18 protein-coding genes are annotated in these 23,881 nt (G+C 36.5%); 6 read left to right on the top strand and 12 right to left on the bottom strand.

What is annotated here, in order from left to right; translation table 11 throughout:
• A complete protein-coding gene (locus ACFIK8_RS02330; protein ID WP_375652839.1) occupies positions 1 to 942 on the top strand; it encodes a glycine--tRNA ligase subunit alpha in 942 nt (313 codons plus the stop codon).
• A complete protein-coding gene (gene glyS / locus ACFIK8_RS02325; RefSeq protein ID WP_375668933.1) occupies positions 942 to 3,164 on the top strand; it encodes a glycine--tRNA ligase subunit beta in 2,223 nt (740 codons plus the stop codon). Before ACFIK8_RS02330 ends, glyS begins: the two co-directional genes overlap by 1 nt.
• Before the next feature lie 119 nt (positions 3,165 to 3,283).
• Here glyS and ACFIK8_RS02320 read toward each other — a convergent pair whose 3' ends face one another.
• From ACFIK8_RS02320 to ACFIK8_RS02285, 8 genes are all read right to left on the bottom strand, one after another.
• Entirely contained in the window at positions 3,284 to 3,778 is a 495-nt protein-coding gene (locus ACFIK8_RS02320; protein ID WP_375635789.1) for a F0F1 ATP synthase subunit B, read from the bottom strand.
• Positions 3,779 to 3,789: 11 nt separating this feature from the next.
• Entirely contained in the window at positions 3,790 to 4,356 is a 567-nt protein-coding gene (locus ACFIK8_RS02315) for a F0F1 ATP synthase subunit B (protein WP_375668932.1), read from the bottom strand.
• A gap of 131 nt (positions 4,357 to 4,487) precedes the next feature.
• Complete coding sequence (locus ACFIK8_RS02310; protein ID WP_005773968.1) at positions 4,488 to 4,718, bottom strand: F0F1 ATP synthase subunit C; 231 nt, start codon at positions 4,716 to 4,718, stop codon at positions 4,488 to 4,490.
• Positions 4,719 to 4,772: 54 nt separating this feature from the next.
• Complete coding sequence (locus ACFIK8_RS02305; protein WP_375668962.1) at positions 4,773 to 5,531, bottom strand: F0F1 ATP synthase subunit A; 759 nt, start codon at positions 5,529 to 5,531, stop codon at positions 4,773 to 4,775.
• 7 nt (positions 5,532 to 5,538) lie between these two features.
• Positions 5,539 to 5,973, bottom strand: coding sequence for an AtpZ/AtpI family protein (locus ACFIK8_RS02300; RefSeq protein ID WP_375638711.1), 435 nt, complete (start codon positions 5,971 to 5,973; stop codon positions 5,539 to 5,541).
• 1,078 nt (positions 5,974 to 7,051) lie between these two features.
• Entirely contained in the window at positions 7,052 to 8,476 is a 1,425-nt protein-coding gene (gene der / locus ACFIK8_RS02295; protein ID WP_375635791.1) for a ribosome biogenesis GTPase Der, read from the bottom strand.
• Positions 8,477 to 8,480: 4 nt separating this feature from the next.
• Complete coding sequence (locus ACFIK8_RS02290) at positions 8,481 to 9,152, bottom strand: tetratricopeptide repeat protein (protein ID WP_012754797.1); 672 nt, start codon at positions 9,150 to 9,152, stop codon at positions 8,481 to 8,483.
• Between the two features lie 591 nt (positions 9,153 to 9,743).
• A complete protein-coding gene (locus ACFIK8_RS02285) occupies positions 9,744 to 11,516 on the bottom strand; it encodes an SLC13 family permease (RefSeq protein ID WP_375635792.1) in 1,773 nt (590 codons plus the stop codon).
• A gap of 364 nt (positions 11,517 to 11,880) precedes the next feature.
• Between ACFIK8_RS02285 and ACFIK8_RS02280 the strand changes: the two genes are divergently transcribed.
• Positions 11,881 to 13,587: a hypothetical protein gene (locus tag ACFIK8_RS02280; RefSeq protein ID WP_375635793.1), complete on the top strand. Its 1,707-nt coding sequence runs from the start codon at positions 11,881 to 11,883 to the stop codon at positions 13,585 to 13,587.
• Positions 13,588 to 13,733: 146 nt separating this feature from the next.
• Positions 13,734 to 15,092 carry a Na+/H+ antiporter NhaA gene (gene nhaA, locus ACFIK8_RS02275; protein ID WP_375635794.1) on the top strand — a complete coding sequence of 453 codons (1,359 nt, stop codon included), beginning with the start codon at positions 13,734 to 13,736 and terminating at the stop codon, positions 15,090 to 15,092.
• Between the two features lie 2,851 nt (positions 15,093 to 17,943).
• Here the strand turns inward: nhaA and ACFIK8_RS02270 are convergent.
• Positions 17,944 to 19,200 (bottom strand): aspartate kinase, encoded by a 1,257-nt coding sequence (locus ACFIK8_RS02270; protein ID WP_012754793.1) that lies wholly within the window; start codon positions 19,198 to 19,200, stop codon positions 17,944 to 17,946.
• Between the two features lie 189 nt (positions 19,201 to 19,389).
• On the opposite strand from ACFIK8_RS02270, the gene ubiG reads away from it, so the two are divergent.
• Positions 19,390 to 20,133, top strand: a complete 744-nt coding sequence (gene ubiG / locus ACFIK8_RS02265) for a bifunctional 2-polyprenyl-6-hydroxyphenol methylase/3-demethylubiquinol 3-O-methyltransferase UbiG (protein WP_375668931.1) — start codon at positions 19,390 to 19,392, stop codon at positions 20,131 to 20,133.
• A 20-nt stretch (positions 20,134 to 20,153) separates the two neighbouring features.
• Here the strand turns inward: ubiG and grxC are convergent, their stop codons facing one another.
• Together grxC and ACFIK8_RS02255 are read right to left on the bottom strand one after the other, a co-directional pair.
• Positions 20,154 to 20,408 carry a glutaredoxin 3 gene (gene grxC, locus ACFIK8_RS02260; RefSeq protein WP_273787883.1) on the bottom strand — a complete coding sequence of 85 codons (255 nt, stop codon included), beginning with the start codon at positions 20,406 to 20,408 and terminating at the stop codon, positions 20,154 to 20,156.
• A 47-nt stretch (positions 20,409 to 20,455) separates the two neighbouring features.
• Entirely contained in the window at positions 20,456 to 21,241 is a 786-nt protein-coding gene (locus ACFIK8_RS02255) for a ComF family protein (RefSeq protein WP_012754790.1), read from the bottom strand.
• A gap of 197 nt (positions 21,242 to 21,438) precedes the next feature.
• Between ACFIK8_RS02255 and ACFIK8_RS02250 the strand changes: the two genes are divergently transcribed.
• Positions 21,439 to 22,317, top strand: coding sequence for a methyltransferase (locus ACFIK8_RS02250; protein WP_375635795.1), 879 nt, complete (start codon positions 21,439 to 21,441; stop codon positions 22,315 to 22,317).
• A 7-nt stretch (positions 22,318 to 22,324) separates the two neighbouring features.
• Here ACFIK8_RS02250 and ACFIK8_RS02245 read toward each other — a convergent pair whose 3' ends face one another.
• Positions 22,325 to 23,680: an L-cystine transporter gene (locus ACFIK8_RS02245; RefSeq protein WP_012754788.1), complete on the bottom strand. Its 1,356-nt coding sequence runs from the start codon at positions 23,678 to 23,680 to the stop codon at positions 22,325 to 22,327.
• Positions 23,681 to 23,881: the final 201 nt, after the last annotated feature.

Genomic DNA, 23,881 nt, shown 5'->3' with positions numbered 1-23,881 from the left:
GTGAAACTGCCTGAACATCTTAACCCTAAACGTTCTTTTCAGGGACTAATCTTAACTTTGCAAAATTATTGGGCACACTATGGATGTGCAATTTTGCAACCTTACGATATGGAAGTCGGAGCTGGGACTTTTCATCCAGCAACAACATTACGCTCCCTAGGTCCACGCCCTTGGAAAGTTGCTTATGTCCAACCCTCCAGACGTCCAACAGATGGCCGATATGGTAAGAATCCAAATCGTTTACAACACTATTATCAATTCCAAGTGCTTCTCAAACCCTCTCCGCTCAATCTACAAGAACTTTATATAAAGTCGCTACAAGCTATCGGGCTTGATACAAAAATGCATGATATTCGCTTTGTTGAAGATGATTGGGAAAGTCCCACCCTTGGTGCTTGGGGGCTTGGATGGGAATGCTGGTGCGATGGGATGGAAGTCTCTCAATTTACTTATTTTCAACAAGTTTGCGGCATTGAATGTGCTCCAGTTTCAGGGGAGCTTACATACGGTCTTGAGCGTCTAGCGATGTATATCCAAGGGGTTGATAACGTCTATGACCTTAATTTTAATGGTTTGGAGGGAGAAAACAAAATAAGTTATAGAGATATTTTTTTACAGGCAGAACAGGAATACTCATATTACAACTTCGAATTTGCTGATACAAAATTGCTACATCAGCATTTTATCGATGCAGAACGCGAATGCAGGGCACTTCTTGATGCTGGAAAACCAAATAAAGAAAATATATTACATCGCTGTGTTTTTCCTGCCTATGATCAATGTATTAAAGCGAGCCATATCTTTAATCTTTTGCAAGCACGTGGCGTTATTTCTGTAACCGAACGACAAAATTACATTCTTCGCGTTCGTGATCTCGCGCGCCGTTGTGGGGAAGCCTTCTTACTCACAGAAGCTGGACAAATATATACTGGAGAAGCCTAATGTCTGATCTTCTTCTTGAACTTTTCAGTGAAGAAATCCCCGCACGTATGCAACGAAAAGCTGCTGCTGATCTCAAAAAATCTGTTACAGATCAACTTGTGAATGCTGGATTGATCTATGAAGCTGCTCGTGAATATTGGACACCTCGTCGGCTAACATTGGACATACGCGGACTTTCCATACGCTCAAAAGATATCCATGAAGAACGAAGAGGTCCTAGTATAAAATCACCACAGCATGTAATTGATGGTTTTCTACGTGCAACAGGATTAAACGATATTTCTGAAGCACATATTGGACATGATGATAAAAAAGGTCATTTTTATATTGCTAAAATTGTTAAAAAAGGTCGAGCTGCAGAAGAAATTATTGCCGATATTTTACCGAATATTATCCGCAACTTTCCGTGGCCGAAATCTATGCGTTGGGGAAAAGATTCAGCACAAAGTGGTGCTCTGAAGTGGATTCGACCCTTACAAAACATTCTTTGCGTCTTCGGACCAGAAATTGGTGAAACACATGTTATTCCGTTTACAATTGGTTCTCTTAAAAGCAATAATTTAACTTATGGTCATCGTTTCTTAAGTGATGGAAAGCCATTTCAAGTGCGCCGCTTTGATGATTATGTTACTCAACTTGAAACCCATAAAGTCATTCTGGATGCCGAAAGACGAAAGAATATTATTTTAGCTGATGCCCAAAATCTCTGCTTTGCCAACGGTTTAGAACTAGTTCAAGACAATCCCCTCCTAGAAGAAGTTGCTGGTCTTGTTGAATGGCCTGTTATCCTGATGGGTGATTTTGACCAATCATTCCTTGATATTCCTCCAGAAATTATTCGCTTGACCATTCGAGCTAATCAAAAATGTTTTGTTACCCGTAAACAAGGAGAAAAAGTAAAACTTTCTCATCATTTTATTCTCGTTTCTAATATTCTTTCAAATGATGAAGGCAAAGAAATTTCAAAAGGAAATAGTAAGGTTGTCCGTGCCCGTCTTTCTGATGCACTTTATTTTTGGCAAACCGATCAGCGTGATTTGCCTGATATTCAACAATTAGAATCTTCTATAAAAAAATTTGATCTTGATATAAAAAAACCTCTCGATCAAAGAATGGCGCGACTTGATCATTTGAATGTAACTTTTCATGCTAAATTAGGTACGCAAGGTGCAAGAGTAGAACGCATTGCTACACTCGCACAAGAAATTTCACCTTTGATACAGACAGATCCTCTTTTAGCAAAACGTGCAGCAATCCTTGCAAAAGCTGATTTGCAAACAGAAATTGTCGGAGAGTTTCCTGAACTACAAGGGGTTATGGGGCAAAAATATGCCCTTCTTCAAGGGGAAGATCCTCGCGTAGCTGTAGCAATTGAGGACCATTATAAACCTCAAGGACCAACAGATCGTCTTCCACAAGAACCGCTTGCTATAACCGTTATGCTCGCCGACAAAATTGACATGCTCGTTGGCTTTTGGCTCATTAATGAAAAACCAACGGGCTCAAAAGATCCCTATGCGTTAAGACGAGCAGCACTGGGAGTTATTAGGCTTGTACTTTCGCGAGATTGGAAAATCAATCTTATGCCACTGTTTCAGTTAGCAATGAATCTTTTCTTACAACAAAAAAATAAATATGAAATCTCTCAAAGAGAAAATTCACAATTGCTGAATCTGCTTCCAGAAAAAACAGAATATATTTTATCAGACCTGTTATTCTTTTTTCATGACCGTTTGAAAATCTATCTAAAAGAGGAAGGTGCTCGTTACGATGCCCTTGAAGCCGTTTTAAATAAAGATTCTGATGATTTTTTATTGGTTGCACGTCGTGTCGAATCGCTTATCGCTTTTATCAATACCCATGATGGAATGAACTTTGTAGCCTCTGTAAAACGTACTGCCAATATTCTTGAAAATGAATTTCAAAAAAGCACAACAATAGTGAATGAAATTAATCCTGAGCTCTTTGTCGAGAAAGAAGAAAAGCAGCTCTATCATGCAATTTGTGAAGTAGAAAAACAGGTTCTTGCTCCCATCAATGCGACAAATTTATCATTTGTACTCAGTGTGCTAGCGCCACTTGGAAAATTGATTGATATATTTTTCGAAAAGGTATTGGTGAATGATAAAAAACCTGATGTTCGTGCTAACCGTTTTGCTCTTCTCAAACGTATTCACATTATTACACAATCGGTTGCGGACTTTTCAAAACTTGTCATTTAGAATCAAAATGTCCTATTAATTGATAAAAATAATGAAGATAAATTTTTTTATGACTTTTATTAATGAATCTTGAGAAAATTATGCAACCAAAGAGGACATTTTTTATCTCTCAAATATCATTAATTAAGATATGTTTTCATTTTGATAAATGATTCTTTCTCAAGAGACTCTTTAATAAGTTCGTCTGCCTTGTCAGAATCTAATTCCTTTGCAATAAGGATACGTGCTGTAGAAATTGCCAAATCAATAGCCGATGAAGAAACCATGCGTATCGCATCCGCTTCTGCTTGAGCAATTTTTTGCTCTGCCAATTTATTGCGGTTTTTTACATATTCTTCTGCTTTTGTACGAGCCTCAGCAATAACAGATTCAACTTCATGTTTTGCTGCTGCAATAATTTCTTGCGCATCTTTTTCTGCTTCTGCATGTTTGCGTTGATATTCAGCCAATATTTCCTGTGCCTCTTCACGAAGACGCAGAGCCTCATCCAGCTCATCTTTGATACGCTTCGCGCGCGCATCAAGATGGTGTATAACCCTCTGTGGAATTTGGAAATAGACTAAAAGAGCTAAAAAAAGAACTAACCCAACAAATGCCCAAAAAGTATCAGTCATTTTTGTCTTCCTCAATAATCCGCAGTTTTAACAACTGAACGAACAGCCTCTTTGCTGATATCAACGTCAATCAATTTTTTCACAATTTCAAGAGCCACTTCTTCAGCGATAGAACCAATATTTTGCATCGCCTTATCCCGAATTTTTGCTATCTGTTTTTCAGCATCTGCGAGTTTTTTTTCTAAACTCTCTTCAATTTCTTTCCGTTCAAGCTCTGCTTTTTCTTTTAATTCTTCACTAGCTACCTGCGCTATAGCATGCGCTTTCAAACGCGCTTCTGCTAATTTCCGCTCATAAGTTTCAACAACAATGTCTGCTTCCTGCTTCATGCGCATTGCCTGATCTAAATCAGATGCGATTCGATCTCGCCGCGTTTCAATAACACCACCAATACGTGGTACAATTACACGAGAGATAAAAAGATAAAAAAGTCCGAAAGAAATCGCCAACCAGAAAAAATGCGAACCAAAATGTACAAAATCAAAAGGCGGAAACACGCGATTTGCATGTTCTGCCACCTTTTTAATATGTTCTATCGACGTTTCAGTGTTCTGTGCATAAGCGCTTGAAACAAACATCTTCTTTCATCCTTTAAATAGCTTATTAAAGCCCTCTATAACCGATGATAACTGACTGACATCTCTCTGGTTAAGAGCTAAAAGGGTAAATCTTTCCTCATGCAAGAACAGATATACCCTTTTGATGATGATTAAACCCCAAAAAGAAGTAGTAAAGCAATGAGCAGTGAAAAAATTCCCAAAGCTTCTGTTACAGCAAAACCAAAGACAAGACGTCCAAACTGACTATCCGCTGCTGATGGATTTCGTAATGCACCAGAAAGATAGCTACCAAAAATATTACCAAGTCCTAAAGCTGTTCCAGCCATACCAAAGCAAGCAAGACCAGCGCCAATATATTTTGCTGCAAGCACCATTTCCATGTTATTCTCCTTTAAAGCGAAATTGCATTATTCGACGGAAAACCGCCAGTTCTATTAATGTCCTGGATGAATTGCATCATTAAGATACATACAAGTTAAAACCGTAAAGACGTAAGCCTGAAGAAATGCGACCAAAAACTCAAGAGCAGTAATCGCTACAGTCATAATAAGCGGTAAAACCGAACCACCCACACCTACGAGTCCTACCCCAATCATTGAAACAACAAACCCAGAAAACACTTTGAGCGTAATATGACCAGCAAGCATATTCGCAAAAAGACGAAGAGAAAGACTAATTGGACGGGAGAGAAAAGAAATAACCTCAATCATTGTCACCAGAGGCAAAACCACAACAGGAACTCCACTGGGAACGAACAGTTTCAAAAAACTGACCCCATGCTTATAAAAGCCATAACCAATCACCGTCAAAATTACCACCATTGCTAACGAAAACGTGATCATGATCTGCGATGTAACCGTATAAAAATAAGGAAAAAGACCAATAAAGTTAGCAACCAAAATAAAAGTAAACAGAGAAAAAACTAAAGGAAAAAACTGCATTCCCTGTACACCAGATGATTCCCGCAGAGTCGATGCTACAAACTCATATGCCATTTCCGAAAGAGACTGCATCCGCGTTGGAACCAATCCACGACTTGATGATGAAATGAAGAGAAAAATAGAAGTTATAACAACCGTGAGAACTGTAAACAATGATACATTTGTAAACGATAAATCCATATTTCCTATGGAAATCTTAATCAGCCTTGAAACCTCAAACTGATGAATAGGATCTGGAGCGTGCGTTGTCACTTCAACCTCATTTATCGGACCTCTCATTGGCCCCTTTATCTTGTTTATCTTGGCGCAATACGCCTTTTTTTCCTAATTGACTGGAGGAAACATACCCCACAGACCGAAGAATGCTCACTACACCAGCAGCAAATCCAAAGAAGAGAAAAAATACCAATCCCCAAGGATACGAACCTGCTAACTTATCAAACCCTAACCCTAAAATAACACCAACTATAACACTCGCCAGAAACTCACTGGAAAGCTTAATTGCATTTGCCATCCCTCCTTGTGATTTTTCTCGCTTATTCTTATGCTCCCGCTTCTTTAATGCCCGCTTGCGCACTAAAGCTACGCTTAAGTTCCTACTACGACATTCCAAATCCTCTGAATGAAGACACTCTCCTTGCTTTTCCTCTTCAGCCTCCTTACGGCTTATAACGGGTTTCTCGCCCATCGCCATCATTGGCTCCTTAATTAAAAAGCAAAGTAAGAATGCATTTCATAAAACCGTGTGCATCATATTGTTCCCGAATTTATTCGTCAAGATACTAAAAGAAATCTATCACAAATTATCGTATAAATTTTATTGTATAAATAACGTATTTTTTAATTTACATCTTTCTTAAAAAGATATTCTGAGCACCTAAACCGATTTCACGACAGCACCCGTGAATGTATAACGAAAAGTTCCCGTGAATGATATAAAACTCATAGAACAGCCACTTTTACGCTTAACAAAAGGTGTAAACTGATACCATCTTATTTTCCAGCTCCCAATGTTATATCAATTCTAGTTTTGAAAGAGAACATAGAAAGCTAAAAACAGTATGAGAGCGTTGTTTTGTTCCTTTTATTCAAATAAACTTGCACTTTTTATTTTATGAAAATGATCAATGGTTTTTATATGATCCTATTCGCAAAGTATTTTACATATGCCATCACAGAACCCATCACTCAATGAGCTTGAGGGTATTAAGAGAGGTTCCTTTAAATACGATAAATCTAAAATTTCAAATAGGTCAAGCCAATAGAACACAATAAAATTTAAATAAAATCACCATACTACTTTATACAATTTTAATCCACTTTTTTGAATTTCGCCCTTTACAATTGAATATCGGTAGATTCAGCAAATATTTTTGCTTTTTATTTAGACAAACTATCGTAAGCAAAAGCGCTTATTCATAATCTTTATTTTTATAAAACGATAATTTAATGCTTCTTTTCAAACGAGCATCATAATTGTATTTCCCTACCCTCATATTTGCATCTATTCTTGCATTTAAATAACCCATTAAGAGGATGATGTACTCTTTCTTAAATACTCCCTATTAAACTCTTCTCATAACATGCAAATAAATGATCTTTATCAAGATGAGAGAACTCTATTCAATAGCGCTCATGGTAAATGATTATCAATAAAATTAAAACTTTAGCAAATAAAAATTTTTTCTTTTATGAAAAGAACGATCATTGAAAAAACTTATTTTTAAGATTCTTAAGTATAGATTTCATCACTTAAAAAAATTAAAGAGTTATCATTTCTTTTTGGAACGTGTCGCAAAAGGATTATCAGAGGCTCGTAATGATATGCGAACGGGTATACCAGACATATCAAATGTTTCACGTAACCCATTGACAAGATAGCGCAAATACGACTGTGGCATACTTTTGGGGCGCGAGCAAGAAATCATAAATCCAGGAGGACGTGTCTTAACCTGTGTGATGTATTTAACCTTAAGTCGACGTCCAGAAACCGCAGGAGGTGGATGATGTGCAACAACAGTTCCAAGCCATTGGTTCAATTTAGCCGTCGAAATGCGACGATTCCATACACGGTGCATCATCATGACATTTTCCATCAGTTTATCAATCCCTTGACCATATTGTCCTGATAAAGGAACAGCTCTCAAACCACGAACTTGAGGAAGAAATCGCGCACATTTTTCATGCAAATCAATCAATGTGGTCTGACTATTTTCAATAAGGTCCCACTTATTGAAAGCAATAACTGGAACACGCCCTTCACGAATCACAAGATCAGCAATTTGTAAATCTTGCTTTTCAAAAGGTATCGTTGCATCAAAAACAATGACCACCACTTCTGCAAAACGAATAGCACGTAAAGTATCTGCAACAGATAGTTTTTCTAATTTTTCTTGAATTTTCGATTTTCGACGTAAACCTGCAGTATCAAAAAGTTTAATATGACGACCACGCCATTCCCAATCTACAGAAATAGAATCACGCGTAAGTCCTGCTTCTGGTCCTGTTAACAAGCGCTCTTGTTTCAACATACTATTGATAAGAGTGGATTTTCCTGTATTGGGACGCCCTGCAATTGCAATCCTAATGGGCTTACTTTCATCGTAAATAAGCTCTTCTTCTTCCAAATCGTTTACATCATCACCAACAGATGCAAGCTGTATCGTAATATCTTCTTCTTTGTTGTTGCCAAAAGCATGCTCTGACCCCACAGCATCTATAATTGCATCACGCAGATCACTAAGTCCCAAACCATGTTCAGCCGATATTAGGCACGGCTCCCCCAAACCTAATGACCACGCCTCATACTCTCCTCCTGTTGCCGCTCTTGACTCAGACTTATTAGCAACAAGCACAATTGGCTTTCCTGATTTGCGAACCAATGAAGCAAAATTTAAATCACTTGGTGTTATCCCGCTCTTTGCATCAAATACAAATAAAATAAGATCCGCTTCATCAATCGCAGCTTTTGTATGAGAACGCATACGCCCCTCAAGTGTATGATCACCTGCTTCTTCCAGCCCAGCCGTATCAATCACATCAAAACGTAGATCTTGAAGTTTTGCCGCATGAATACGTCGATCACGTGTTACACCAGGCTTATCATCAACCAAAGCCAATTTTTGCCCAACCAAACGATTAAATAGTGTTGACTTCCCAACATTGGGACGACCAACGATAGCAATGGTAAGGCTCATCGATTTATTCCTTATTTGCCTTGCCCTCAGCTTGTATCAGCTCAAGCATTATTCGAGCCCGATCTGTTATTTTTGAACCCAAAGCACCTTTTTCAGAAATTTTCTTAAAATAATAAACCGCCTCATCCATTTTATCCGCCTTATAAGCAGCTAAACCTAAAGCCTCTCTTGCAGACATATGCATAGGATCGGTATCACTTGTCATATCTTTGATACGCTTTTCAACATCAGCTAATGTCCCTGTATCAACTAGGATATAAGCCGCCCGAATTTTTGCAACTTTCTGCAAAATCTCTGGTGCTTTCTCATCCGCTGCAACAGAATCAAAAATCTCCACTGACTTAATAATGTCACCCTTCTCCATGAGTAAAGAAGCCTCACGTAAACGAGCAAGAAAAGGATACCCCCCAAAATGAGAGGTTTTAACAGTTTCTAATTGCTTTATCGCTTTATCAAAATGACGTGTATCCGCAAAATCAAGACTTTTTACAAATGCATCACCAATATAACCGGCTTTCTTTATTTGCTGATGATGGTAAATTTGATAAGCAACTATCATGAGTATAAAAAGAATAGCTGCTCCAATAATTGAAAAACCATACCGCCTCCAAAAAGCAAGCGCCTTTTCCTGACGAAATTCTGCATTCACTTCAGCAATAAAACTATCATACGACATATATCATACCTTGAAAAAAGTTACTTTCCCTGTGCTTTTACGCATAAATGGACAAAGATGGTAGTCCTAATTAACTAAAAATCTTTAAATTGCTCGTTTATTTATTTTAAATCAACATGTAGCCAAATCAATCAGATTTTTGCAACACTCTTAATCGAAAATGATGCAACCGCCCTGTTGTTCACATTACAGCTTTTATATAGCTTTTATATATTGTCTTGAGTCTTATAAAAAATTCACTGCTTTAATATCTATCATGATTGCCTATCATCTCAAGCGGACTTGCTCCCCATTATATAGAGAGATAATCTTTTAAAGTCTTCAACACAATCGTTGATAATATTGGATTGTAGAATTACAATAGAAAAACCAATTCTTTAAAAACTTGAACAAAAAGTAAATTTTCACGAATACCTACTAAAACCAAATAGATAAATTTTACCTGTATAAAAAATACCGAAGCGCCATGATAAAGTGTGGTATAATTTCAAATCTGCAGTTAAAGCTCTTTATACAAAATGTATCCCTTCAACTTATCTTCATACGATTAACAACCTTTTGTAATTGATCCTTAAATTTTCTAAAAATATCCTATTGTAAGGGCCAAACCCACATAAGCATTGGAACAGCAATAATAACGATCAACACCGCCAATGGAGCACCCAAACGTGGATAATCACTAAAACGATATCCTCCTGGTGCCATCACGAGCATATTACTTTGATGTCCAATAGGTGTAAGAAACTCACAGCCCGCACCAATTGCAACAGCCATCAAAAAAGCTTCAGGCTTATAATGTAGGGAATGAGCAAAACTTGACGCAATTGGTGCTACCATCATCACTGTTGCTGCATTATTCAAAAATGGCGTGACCAACATAGCTGTCACCAACATAAGTGCTAAGGCACCAGATGGCGGGAAAAATATTGCCAATTGGCTCAGCCATTGACCAATGAGATCCGTACATCCTGTTTTCTCTAACGCTTCACTTACTGGAATAAGAGCCGCTAATAGTACTAATATTTGGCCATCTAATGCCTGATACAGATCACGCGCGGGCAAAACGCGAAAGATAACCATTGCAGCAGCAGCAGAAAAAAAAGAAAACGCAACGGGAACAATATGAAAAGCTGTAAAAATAATTGCTATAAATAAAACAGCTAAAGAGATGAAACCATGTCGTAAATTTCCAAACACAATATTTCGTTTTGCTAGGGGCAGGCATTTCAATTCTCTTAATAAATTTGGAATAACTGCATCCTGTCCTTGCAAAACAATCACATCGCCAAGATGGAAAATAATATCATCAAGTCTTCCCCGCACCCTTTCATGTTGACGACTTAATGCAAGCAAATTTACATTATAGTGATCAAATAGGGAAAACTCTTTCGCACTAATACCAATAAGAGGTGAATTATGGGTGATGACTGCTTCAATAATATCGATGTCACTGTCCTTATCACCTGCAGCAATAGTTCGCCCCTTAGAAAACTCTAAACGAGCAGAGTTCATCACGCTATCTAACCCTGTATGCGACCCTTCCAGCAAAATAATATCATTTTCAGACAAAACAAAATCTGGTAACGGTGAAATAGATACTTTGTTTCTGATGATTTGAATCACCATAACGTCACCACTTGATGGCTTAACCAAATCAACAATATTTTTCCCTATAATCGGTGAATTTATTGGAATACGCACTTCTGCAACATAATTACGAATATCAATGGCATCATCAAATGATACACCTGAACGCACACGTACAGGCAAAAGCCAATAAAAAAAGACTAAATATACAACACCAGCCGCCGCAATAACCGCACCAACTGGTGTAAAATCAAACATAGTAAAAGGTGTTCCTGCTAAACGTTCTTGCATCGCTGAAATAACAACATTGGGAGATGTTCCTATCTGTGTCATAAGCCCCCCCAACAAAGAACCAAAGGCCATGGGCATCAAAAAGACAGAAGGAGAAACCTGAGAACGACGTGCAAACTGAAAAGCTATCGGAAGCATAATAGCCAAAGCACCAATATTTTTAACAAACATTGATAATACAACAACAGAAAGAACTAAAAAGGCTAATTGAAGACGCACAGATTTCACGTCTGTCCATATCCGTTGAATAATAAATTCCATTATACCAGAACGCGATACGGCCGTACTGACAACAAACACACTCCCCACGATAATAACAATATCATTACTAAAACCGCTAAAAGCTTCCTTCGGACTGACAAGACCAAGAGCACAAGCTATTAATAACGTACAAATAGCAACAAGATCATAACGAAATCGATCCCAAATAAAAACAACCATCATGAGACCAATGATCGAAAAAGCCATTATTTGATTTTCTGTCATAACACTCACCTCTCCCCATTAAATTATAATGCACAAAAACATATTTTTTATGTTTTAAATATTCCTATAAACAGCAGCAAGATAAAAACAGACATCGGAATATTTTAGGATAATTTTAAAATGATAAAAAATTATGATGCGCATAAACTTACCTCTCCTTATTATGCGTTATTATGCGTTCTTTTCTATAAAGAGCTAAACTCAAAGAAAATTGATAAAAGTTGATAAAGCTCTATTGCAAAAAAGATGAGAATAACTCTAATATAGAGAGTAGATAATTGTTGAAACTGATACACGCTATATTTAAACCTTTGTCGTTGCTTAAAAGAATTTATCTTCACTCTCAATTCAAAGAGTGATAAAAATGAAAGAAGAAAGAATGCTCAATCTTAATAGTGGGTATCAAAGTAACCTCAGATATTGGCTCACTTGCATTATTGGATTTGTTGCTATTTTGGCAATTATAATTGTTGGTGGATTTTATATCGCAAAACCCTATCTTGACAGTTTTGTAAAACAAGAAATAGCCCGTCGTGGCATAAAAGCCCGAACATCTGAAGTAAGCATTCTAGGTAGAGTCAATTTGAAGAATGTGACATTACCTGTTCCAGCTGGTACATCACTTAGAATTGGTGCCATTTCTGCCCGTCCTCCCCTTTCCTTTATTCCCGGAACTTTTACATTTTATAATGTTGATTTAAAGCATAATAATATTCATGTGCAAATTCCCCAAATTTCTCTTCGGAGTGTATCCTTAAAAGAAAAAGATAGAACGATAACATCACGGCTTTTACAATCAATGATGCGTATTGAGCTTTCCTCAATTATTGCTCCCAATATACAACTTTCTATAGAAAATAAAAACAACCGAATAGAAACGGTTGAAGTCAAGAATTTCCAGCTTTCTGATTTTAAAAATGGCCATATCCGTTCAGTTAGTATTAAAAATATGGATCTTAAAACAGTTGCAGTAAATGGTGCCAAACAGATGCAGCTTATGGCTAAAAGTGATACAATAAAAGCCCATGATATCGACATCAACTATGCCTATTCTATCATTTTTGGAAAAAACAATGCTCTCAACCAAGGTAAAACCGTCACTGGCCCCATTTCTCTGAATAATGTAAGTGTCGATGTTTTAGAAGAAGCGGAAAAAAGCAGTTCTTTCTTCCTCGGACAGTTTAAAACATCTGGTTTAAAAATGAAGCCGCTTGAACAAACTCCTGAAAAATTGATCAAAGCTTATCTTAATGCAAGAAAAGAGAATAATAAAATCGCTGAAAAAATAGCACAAAATGGTCTTCTTCTAAACATACTGCTCGCCATTACCTCAGCGGATGCCAAAATTGATAATATCACCGTTGATATACCGCAGTTGAAAGCAACACTCGAATCACTCCAATTTAAACCAACCTTGTGGAAACAACCTATCCCCAAAAAGCTTTTTCTTTCTCTCAATAACCTTTCTGTTTTACCTAAAAAAATGAATGAAAAAGACTTAGAGTTCTTCAAAAATCTGAACTTTGAGCGCTTTGACATTTCAGGAAAAATTGATATTTCTTACGATGAAAAAAAACGTATGCTCCTTCTTGATGCAATGTCTTTCAATATGAGAGACGTTGGATCTGGGAACATATCAGCTAAGGTTATTGATGTTGATGAAAAGCTTTTTTCTGGTCAGCAAAATGTAATGATTGCTGCTTCTCAAGACTTTGGCATCAATGAAATTGATGTGCAATATAGGGATGCAGGTTTCATTGAGAAGCTTTTTTCTTATCTTGCGCAAAATCTTAATGACAACCAACATGATCTTAAAAAGGAGCTCTATGACGATTTCTATCTAATGATGACGCAGACCCCAAAAATGCTTCTAAAAAATCATGACGAAGCAGAAAAAATTTCAAAATCCTTAGGGGAATTTGCTAAAAATCCACAAACATTGATTGTTAAAATTAAAGCAAAAGATAATAAAGCGCTCACAATGGTTGATCTCGAATCTGCTCTACAAAATGATCTATCCAAGGCTTTAAACAAAGTACATCTCACTATTAAAAATGAAGCATCACCTTAAACATTTTGTGCTTTAAATATGATGATTTTGTCTATAAATTAAGAACTTTATTCCTCTTTTTGCTTTTATATGATACAGAAGGTATCATACAAAGTCATTTACACAGAGAATATAGAATCTAAAATTGTCGATGCTTGGAGTTGTTCATGTCTGATTTATCTTCAAATCGCCTACCTAATCGCGCTTCTCGTGTCACCAATCAAGCGCTTTCTGCGATCGAGCGTTTTCTCCATATTGAAGCTCTTAGTGGTATTGTTCTTTTATTAGCTGCTGCTGCTGCACTTATTTTTGCCAATTCTAAATATGCTGCTTTCTATGAATCTTTTTGGCATACACCTCTTGGCTTTAATTTGGGTCATTTCACTCTTTCATGGGATTTACATTTCTGGGTTAATGATGCTCTTATGACTATTTTCTTTCTCGTCGCAGGAATGGAAATTCGACGCGAAATTCATGAAGGTGCTCTTGCCGATTTTAGACAAGCAATCTTACCAATTGTTGCCGCAATAGGAGGCGTTTGTGTTCCCGCAATTATTTACTTTATCTTCAACTTTAACGAGGGGCATATACGCGGTTGGGCTGTGCCAACAGCAACAGATATTGCCTTTGCTCTAGGTATTCTTGCTCTTCTTGGAAAAAAAATTCCTTCTAATCTTCATATTATTCTTCTATCATTAGCGATTATTGATGATATTATCGCTGTTCTTATTATTGCTTTTTTCTACTCAACAAACATTGATCCTAGCGGTTTAATGATTGCAGGAGCAGGTATTGCTTTGGTGCTATTTTTTCAGTGGATCGGACTTGCATCAGCATGGCTTTACATTTTACCTGGTGCAATCATCTGGTGGGGTTTAATGGTAACAGGTGTTCACCCATCACTTGCTGGTGTAATCTTAGGAATGATGACTCCCGTTCTTCCTACCCGTACTCTTGTGGCGCCACTCACCATGCTCAGTAACGCTATGCAAATTCTTCAAGAAAAAAATACAAAAACAGATCTGCATCATATTTCAACCGCATTGAAAAAAATGCGCAAAGGACAACGGGCCATGATTGCTCCAGTAACACGCGTTCAAAAAGCGTTGCATCCATGGGTTGCATACGGTATCATGCCGGTCTTTGCCTTCGCAAATGCAGGAGTAAGTTTTGCAAACTTTGATCTTTCTTCTGACAAATCATTCTTGATTGTTTTGGGTGTTGTCATTGGTCTTTTCGTTGGTAAGCCTCTTGGTATTATCACAGCCAGTTATATAGCCGTAAAATCAGGGCTATGCCGCCTACCCCCTCATATGACATGGACAGGTGTTTTACTCATTGGTTTTTTAGCAGGAATTGGCTTTACAATGTCTATCTTTGTTTCAATGCTCGCTTTTAAAGATATTATTCTGCTTGATGCTGCAAAAATTGGGGTCCTTTGTGGCTCTGGTTTATCTGCTCTTATCGGTCTGGGATATGGATTTATTTATATTAAGCGCAATAAAGGAATTTCTCATAGTTCCTAACAAACTAACTGAAAATACATTTTTATGCAAAACTCTTAAAAAGTGATTTTGCTCATTTGTTGGATTCGGACAATATTTAATGTGAAATCCGTTGTCTCACCTCATCTTTACACTTATGAAGGAGAAAACTAATATCATCATACTATTTACTAGTCTCTAATGTCGCAACACCTTTGACACTTAAGAAGATTCATAAGAAATATTTTTATTCCTTTCTTCAATAATCTTTTATTCATACACTAACTCCAATCGTGATATACACAAGAATGATTTTAATTGTTTCAATATAAAAGGCTTCGTGGTTTCAGAGAAGCTGCCTTTCGTCGGGAAGTTATTCACTATAAAGAAGAATTTAATTATTATAAATCAATATCTTATCTTTAATTATACAAAACAGATAAGAATAAGCAAAATTCCGTAACCAGTTAAGTAATTCCATGGCTTATTTTTTCCCAATAAACCACCCTCCTCGTTACTGATTTTATTGCCGGTATTCTAAAAAACTTTAATTTTTATCTTCTTAAAAGGCACATTATTTTTTGGTAAAAATATTCGATTTATAATGATACTTTATCATTATAAATCTTGAATGGACTCCAAATATCGTAAGATTTGCTCATTTCAAATCTGTACATGATCAATCAATCAAGACTATTCCCTTACACGTCACCAGCCAAGGAGGAATATGGAGTCACATTATTTGAAGAAAGAAATAAGAATGCTTCATATCAACACAAGAGCTGTTCAACACGAAAACTAAAAATAAAATGATGACGACCAACTGACACCTTTGATCTAAGTAAAGGAGATGGTCCCCAATAAATTTTACGTTACGCCATCCACAAGCGCCGTAATGGGCTTGGGGAGAAATATTTATTTAAAACAAGCGCGTAAATTGGCAATATAATAGCGTTTTGTTTTACGTGAAAGGCATATACGATTTAAATAACGCAATAAACAAAACGTGAATCAATATATAATATCCATTATTTCAAAGATATTTCTGTCAATATCTTTGAAAGTTGTAAAGCAGAATTAAAAGGAAGTTGTAAAATGGAAACTGGTTTTCACTTTTATGGCTTCATATTCTCCCCCAATTAGGTTTTATCTCCATTTCAGAGGTTCCCCCAACAAGTATACGCAACACCCTTGTTCCTATCTGGCATACAAAAACAGGAGTTGCTCGTAGTCCCCTTATCCGTCTCAATATATATATCATCAAACGTGCATCTGCGCTGACATTAGATATTGATACAGGTAACAAAAAACAAAAGATTTATCGGGAATAACAACGTCATAAAATCACTACTCGATTGACAATGGAGAGAAAAAATATCCTCGTTTTTTATCATAGACACATCACTTGTCTCCCTCCATGAAAGAATTAAACTTGAAGCATTCTTCCATAGGGAGCGCTCTAGTTTACGTAATTAACTCTCGGGAAAAAAGAAAACCCTAGTCATTTAGACTATTCTAAAACATACGATCAGTGGAAAAATAAAGCATATATATCGTTGCACTCCCCTTTTCCCGCTCTTAGTTGATATTTATTTTCTTTTTGTTTACAGAGTTAGCTCTATATTTCTTGATACCATAAAATAATCTTTACAGATAATTTAAAAAACAATATTTCCGAGACTTTCGAATTATACAACGCCACATTAAATACAATAAGAGTAAAATAATATTTATAAAAATATCTTTATTGGGAATAAGTGTATTAATTACTGCACTTTGATAACATATCTTATATTCACTTCAAATGGATATCCCCATTCGAATGCATTATGCTATTAAAAAGTAATTACAAAACAAGAGAATACGTTTCACATTCATATACTGAATAAAAACAAATTGTGAGAAAAAATATTTAACAAAATTAGAATAATAAAAATGGCTATATTTCTTACAAGAAGAGTTTTACTTACAAAAACAACCATTTGAAAAATATGTAAATATGATAAGAAACTAGCACGATATACGGCACAAACGAAAGAATGTATTTCATGCGTGAGTGGCAGTATGACAAAGAAAATACTTGTAATAGAGTAGTTAAGGGAAGAAAGTTAACCTAAAGAACATATAGAGGTATCGAAAACTCTGAAAATCTTAGTCATAATTCAAAAAAAGATAAATAGACATGAGAAAAAATTTAAGTAATGAAATCATGAAAGCAGCACACTATAACATTATCATTTAATTTTGATCTATCGTTACATGATTTTATGAAAAGTGCTTCTGAAGAGCTATAAGCCGTAAACGCATAAGATATAGTAATTCTACAACTTATAGCGCAACATAAATATTGTCTATAGAGATATATTTTTATTGCCTCATAATACGGAAAAAAATAAATTTACAAGATACACATAAAGCTATAAACAACCATTTGAGACAAGCTAAATATCTCTAGGAAATACATCTTCGATTCTATTTTTGATAATTCCGTCACTAATCCAATGAGCTCAAATTTCTCTAAGATTTATAATATTAAATCTGTATTCACAAGGCTGTCCCTCATGTCACATGCATCCTTTGAATAAACGCAGTGCCATTGTTCCTTATTCTATTAAAGCTTATTGTGAAGACTTCACTATCCCTCTCTATAGGCTTTAAAACGTTTATAGACGGCATATTTTATATCCCTTCTTAAACATTTTTTACCTAAACATCTTTCTCTTGCCATGTATAAGCAACCATTTTTAAATTCATCATGAACAAGTTTAAAATGAGAGAGTTTTGCTGTATTAAATATTCTATTTAAGTTAAAAATATAAATTGTCCTTAACAAAAATTATTAATATATATTAAAGCTTTATGTTATTGAAACTTTGTTAAAACTAAAAAATGCTCATCCCTTATCAAGTGCATAAACAGCATGTAATGTTCTAACCGCAAGTTCAGTGTAAGCACTATCAATCAAAATAGAAATTTTAATTTCTGAGGTCGTAATTGCTTGAATGTTAATACCCTTTTCAGCCAAAGCCTTAAATGCTGTAGCGGCAACACCTGCATGGCTACGCATTCCAATACCAATCACAGATACCTTGGCAAGATCACTTTCAAATTGGAGAACATCAAATCCAATTTCTTTGCGATTCTTCTCAAGTAGTGCAACGGCTTTTTCTACATCTGATGATGGTACAGTAAAAGTCATATCAGTTTTTGAGCCATCTTCAGAAATATTTTGCACAATCATATCAACATTAATGCGCTCTTCAGCCAAGGGACCAAAAATTGCTGCCGAAATCCCTGGACGATCGGCAAGCCGACGAAGGGAAATTTGCGCTTCATCCTTAGCAAAAGCAATACCAGTAACATTTTGTTGTTCCACGATTTCATCCTCATCGCAAATAAGTGTTCCAGAAGAACTCATTGGATCCTCCATGCCTAACGCATCAGGATCCTCAAAACTTGAACGCACAAAGGTACGAACCTTATGAACCATTGCCAATTCAACAGAACGAACCTGTAAAACCTTTGCACCAAGAGAAGCCATTTCCAGCATTTCTTCAAAAGCTACTTTTGGTAAACGACGCGCTTTCGGTTCTATACGTGGATCCGTTGTATAAACACCATCTACATCCGTATAAATATCACAGCGATCAGCTTGTACAGCCGCGGCTATAGCAACAGCACTTGTATCTGATCCCCCACGCCCTAAGGTAGAAATCCGGTTATCTGGAGCTAACCCTTGAAAACCAGCAATAACGGCAACCTGACCTTCCTGAAAACACTCGATTAAAAAAGATCCATCAATATCAGTAATACGTGCACGTCCATGCGCATTGTCTGTATGAATAGGAATTTGCCAACCAAGCCATGAACGTGCATTCACACCCATTTCTTGAAGTGTCAAAGCCAACAAACCTGAAGTAACCTGTTCACCAGAAGCAACCACAACATCATATTCACGAGCATCTCTATGCTTGGAGGAAGCATCACACGTCCACTGAACAAGCTCATTGGTTTTACCAGCCATCGCAGATACGACAACGGCAACCTCATTGCCTGCATCAATCTCTCTTTTGACATGCCGTGCAACATTATGAATACATTCAATATTTGCTACAGATGTTCCACCGAATTTCATGACAATGCGCGCCATTAATAACACTCTTACCTTTACATCTTTTATCTCAAACGGTAATGAGAATTAGATGCTGTATCAACTAACCATTTTCTCGACATAGCGAATATCTATCATTTGTGCAAGTTTCATTATGATTATATTAATTTCTCTTGACTTTGTATAAAATCTACTGGACTTGATCATTAAAAATAAAAGGCAGGCAACATGATAGATGAAACACAAACAACTATTGATCAAAGTGAAATTGATCATTTTTCACGTATTGCTACAGAATGGTGGAATCCACAAGGAAAATTTCGACCTCTTCACCAATTTAATCCAACACGCCTTGCTTACATCAGAGAAAAAATCTGTTTAGAGTTTAATCGTGACCCTTGTTCATTTACGCCCTTTGATAATTTGAAAATTCTTGATATTGGCTGTGGAGGAGGCTTGTTATGTGAACCAATGGCACGTCTTGGCGCTATGGTCGTAGGCGTTGATGCTGCACAAACAAATATTGAAGTCGCAAAAACCCATGCAGCTCAAAATGATCTTTCCATTGATTACCGCACGATGACAGCAGAAGCTCTTGCCAATGAAGGAGAAAAATTTGATATCATCCTTAATATGGAAGTTGTTGAACATGTCGCTGATGTTAATCTCTTCATAGCAGCTACAGCAAAAATGTTGAAACCACAAGGGTTAATGTTTATCTCAACACTCAACCGCACGTGGAAATCATGGGGGCTTGCTATTGTAGGCGCTGAATATATTCTACGTTGGCTTCCTAAAGGAACACATGATTATAAAAAATTCCTAAAACCTCTAGAACTTAAAAATTTCTTATCAAAAAACGCCCTAACTATCATTGATGAGATAGGGATTACTTATAACCCATTAAACGACAGCTGGAATCGCTCAAAAGACATGAGCGTTAACTATCTCCTTCTCGCAAAACGGTCTTAAGGATATGTAATTTACAAATATTATACGCCTTGTAATAAAGAATTGAGCTTTCCCTCAGCCTCTAAAGCATAAAGATCATCACAACCGCCAACGTGATAATCACCTATAAAAATTTGTGGAAATGTATTACGTCCATTTGCACGCTGTACCATTTCTTGGCGAAGGGATGTGGAAGCATCAATATCTGTATACTTTACGCCTTTTTTATTAAGCAAATCACGTGCTTTTGTGCAATAAGGGCAGTTAGGGCGTGTATAAATTATTATCTCTTTCATAGTATTATCCTCCAATATTTTTTAATAATATTCACTTTAAATTCCTCTTACGAGGAGGGAAAAATAGAATCTTCTTTGAGAACACGCGAAAATGTTAGCACATCGACCTGTCGCGCACCTGCATATTTTAATGCAGCAGCTGCTGCTGTAACTGTTGCACCTGTTGTAAATACATCATCAATCAGCAAAACAGAACATCCTTTGAGATATTTTTTAACCTTATGCGAAACCTTAAAAGCATTTTTTACGTTAAGTTTTCTCTCTCTCGAAGAAAGACTAACCTGCGGACGGGTATGCCGACAACGAACAAGCCAACTCGGTTTTAAAAGCTTTTTTTGTGATGCTGCAATATAACGCGCAAGCTCAGCAGATTGATTATAACGTCTCTCCCAAAAACGACGAAAATGCAATGGAATGGGAATAATAACATCACAATCATCAATAACCTCGCGTCCAGCAAACATCATCCAGTTGGCCATAAATGATGCCAATTCTATATGATCACCATATTTTAAGCGCGTTACTAAAGCTCGTGCAAGCCCTTTATGAACAATAGCAGAACGGACACGTGAAAAAGGATGAGAATTACGAAGCGCTTCACCACTGAGAAAACCATCCCCCATATCACAAACAAAGGGAGTCCCCATAACAGGACAATAAGGTTTAGTGATAAATTGAAGGTCTTTCCAACATTCGGAGCAAATCGTGCCATAAGTAGAAACATTTTGCTTACATCCAGGACAAATTGGTGGATAAAGCACCGTTTTCAAGCGTTCAATGAACTTACTTAGTATATCCCCACTACTTAACGCCGCTTCTCGAAAATACAACATTATAAATTTAGGCTTTTACAAGTTTCCCTCAGAACAAAAGTTCCTTTGTATTTCCTCAATTTATAATTTTAATTCCTTTAAAAATTCTTACCTTCTATAAATTTATTTTTCTTTTATATTATAAACTTGACAGAGCTTGCACAAATAATGAACCTTTTCAAAATATATTCTTTCATAGATCGAAAGTGTTCCACAATATGTCGCATCCTTTAATTTTTGATCATAACCGCATTGAACAATTCCGAAAACGTGCCTTTCAAAAAGCAAAAAAAGGATACGACTTTTTACTCTCTCACATGGCAGAAGATCTCTATAAACGTCTTAGCACTGTTGATCGCCTCTTTACATTAGCTCTCGATTTACACAGCCATACAGACCTTGCTGCGCAAGCTTTAATGAAATCTGGAAAAGTTTGTTCCATAGAACGTATTGAGACCAATACGCTTTATCAAAGCCATGATAAAAAATTTCATTTACGTCATCGGGAATTTCTTGATTTACCTCAAAGTTACTGTGACCTTATTGTTTCACTTCTTTCATTACAATTGACCAATGATACCCCTGGTGTTCTAAGCCAGATAAAAAACACCCTTAAACCAGATGGCTTATTTCTTGCTGTTATGGCAGGAGCTGGTACATTAAGAGAATTGCGCGAAAGCCTTCTGCAAGCTGAAAGTGAAATTTATGGTGGAGCAAGCCCTAGGATCTATCCTTTTGCCGACATTCGTGATGCAGGCGCTCTTTTACAGCGTGTTGGCTTTGCCCTGTCTGTAGCAGACGTTGAAGATATCACAATACGTTATAATACAATGTTTGACCTTATGCACGATCTTAAAGCTATGGGAATGCAAAATGCACTCATCAATCGTTCACGACGCCCTGTATCCAAACGTTTTTTTCTCCGCGCAGCTGAAATCTATGCACAACGATTTAGTGATCCTGATGGACGTATTCGTGCACATTTTTCTTTCATTTGGCTCTCTGGTTGGGCTCCTCATCCCAATCAACAAAAACCCTTACAACCTGGTTCAGCGCAAATATCTCTTACAGATGTTTTACAACCCCAAAAAACATAACCTAAAATCATTTTTTAAAAATACTTTTATCTGTTGTCTGTAACATTTGACTGGTGATCGTTCCAGCTATCATTGAATCGCTCACGTTTAGAGCGGTCCGTCCCATATCAATTAGCGGTTCGATAGAGATAAGTACAGCAACCAAAGTAACAGGAAGCCCCATAATTGGTAACACAATCAATGCAGCGAAAATAGCGCCTCCCCCCACACCAGCAACACCAATAGAACTCAATGTCACAACCCCAATAAGCGTAGCAATCCAAGTAGGATCAAGAGGGTTAATACCCATAGATGGTGCAATCATGGTCGCAAGCATCGCTGGATAAAGACCAGCACAACCATTTTGTCCAATTGTTGCCCCAAAAGAAGCTGCAAAACTCGCAATGGGTTGTGGTACACCTATCCACTGTGTTTGCGCTTCAATATTCAAAGGAATACTTGCAGCACTTGAACGACTGCTAAAAGCAAATGTTAAAACAGGTAAAACCTTTTTGAAAAAACGAAAGGGATTAACCCCAGAAATACCAAGCAATACACCATGAATTCCAAAAATTAAAATAATACCGACATAAGAGGCAATGACAAAAACCAGTAAATTTAAAATATCTGCAATACGCGATATTGCTCCTACTTTCGTCATAAGTGCAAAAATACCATAAGGCGTCAAAGCAATCACAATACGGACTAACCGCATAATCCAAGCTTGTCCCACTTGAATAAATAAAAGCGCTTTTTCTCCTTTTTCTGGCTCATCTTTCTTTAAAAGAAGAACCGCTGCACCTAAAAATGACGCAAAAATAACAACACTGATAATTGACGTACGTTTAGCTCCACTCAACTCAGCAAATGGATTTTTAGGAATCATAGACAAAATCATCTTTGGTATATTCATATCTCCAAGTTTAGAAATATGACCTTCAAGAATAGCAGAAACATTTTGCCCTTCATGCACTAAACCATCGGCTGTTAATCCAAAAAAATTAATCACAAGAACACCAACCAATGCTGAAAGAGCCGTTGTAAAAAGCAATATTGAAATTGTTATTATACTCATCTTTCCAACAGCATAAACAGAATGTAAATGAGCAACTGCTGAAACAATAGAGATAAAAACCAGTGGCATAACAATCATTTGCAACAATAAGATATAGCCCTCACCAACAATGTTAAACCATTCAACGGATTTCAATAAAGTGCTTTCACCCTCTCCATAAATAAACTGCAAAACACTTCCAAAAATCAAGCCAAGGATAAGCCCTAGCATAACACGTAGTGAAAGACTCCATTGCATTCTCTTACTTTGAGAAACAAACAATAAAAAAATAACAAATAGAAATAAATTGACGAAAAAATTAAATGTCATTGTCTATGCTCACTTACTATTGTTATGATTGACGTCAATAATCTGCATAATTCAAAATCAATGCATGATATTTAAAATTAACATAAAGCTTACCAGGCTTTTACAAAATCATTATTTTTTTAATTTATAGATTAAAAGAGAATTTTTTATCTACTAATAACTGTTTAAAGAAAATAAATAAAATTATGTTCCTATTCTTTA

Source organism: Bartonella sp. MR168JLCBS, from assembly GCF_042194175.1.
Note: the sequence above shows the minus strand (reverse complement) of the source record. Positions and strands in the feature narration are given on the sequence as shown.

Bases quoted from the DNA above. Each gene is read 5' to 3' on its own strand.
- glyS (WP_375668933.1), top strand. From the start codon at position 942: ATGTCTGATCTTCTTCTTGAACTTTTCAGTGAAGAAATCCCCGCACGT.
- ACFIK8_RS02320 (WP_375635789.1), bottom strand. From the start codon at position 3,778: ATGACTGATACTTTTTGGGCATTTGTTGGGTTAGTTCTTTTTTTAGCT.
- ACFIK8_RS02315 (WP_375668932.1), bottom strand. From the start codon at position 4,356: ATGTTTGTTTCAAGCGCTTATGCACAGAACACTGAAACGTCGATAGAA.
- ACFIK8_RS02310 (WP_005773968.1), bottom strand. From the start codon at position 4,718: ATGGAAATGGTGCTTGCAGCAAAATATATTGGCGCTGGTCTTGCTTGC.
- ACFIK8_RS02300 (WP_375638711.1), bottom strand. From the start codon at position 5,973: ATGGCGATGGGCGAGAAACCCGTTATAAGCCGTAAGGAGGCTGAAGAG.
- der (WP_375635791.1), bottom strand. From the start codon at position 8,476: ATGAGCCTTACCATTGCTATCGTTGGTCGTCCCAATGTTGGGAAGTCA.
- ACFIK8_RS02290 (WP_012754797.1), bottom strand. From the start codon at position 9,152: ATGTCGTATGATAGTTTTATTGCTGAAGTGAATGCAGAATTTCGTCAG.
- ACFIK8_RS02285 (WP_375635792.1), bottom strand. From the start codon at position 11,516: ATGACAGAAAATCAAATAATGGCTTTTTCGATCATTGGTCTCATGATG.
- ACFIK8_RS02280 (WP_375635793.1), top strand. From the start codon at position 11,881: ATGAAAGAAGAAAGAATGCTCAATCTTAATAGTGGGTATCAAAGTAAC.
- nhaA (WP_375635794.1), top strand. From the start codon at position 13,734: ATGTCTGATTTATCTTCAAATCGCCTACCTAATCGCGCTTCTCGTGTC.
- ACFIK8_RS02270 (WP_012754793.1), bottom strand. From the start codon at position 19,200: ATGGCGCGCATTGTCATGAAATTCGGTGGAACATCTGTAGCAAATATT.
- ubiG (WP_375668931.1), top strand. From the start codon at position 19,390: ATGATAGATGAAACACAAACAACTATTGATCAAAGTGAAATTGATCAT.
- grxC (WP_273787883.1), bottom strand. From the start codon at position 20,408: ATGAAAGAGATAATAATTTATACACGCCCTAACTGCCCTTATTGCACA.
- ACFIK8_RS02255 (WP_012754790.1), bottom strand. From the start codon at position 21,241: ATGTTGTATTTTCGAGAAGCGGCGTTAAGTAGTGGGGATATACTAAGT.
- ACFIK8_RS02250 (WP_375635795.1), top strand. From the start codon at position 21,439: ATGTCGCATCCTTTAATTTTTGATCATAACCGCATTGAACAATTCCGA.
- ACFIK8_RS02245 (WP_012754788.1), bottom strand. From the start codon at position 23,680: ATGACATTTAATTTTTTCGTCAATTTATTTCTATTTGTTATTTTTTTA.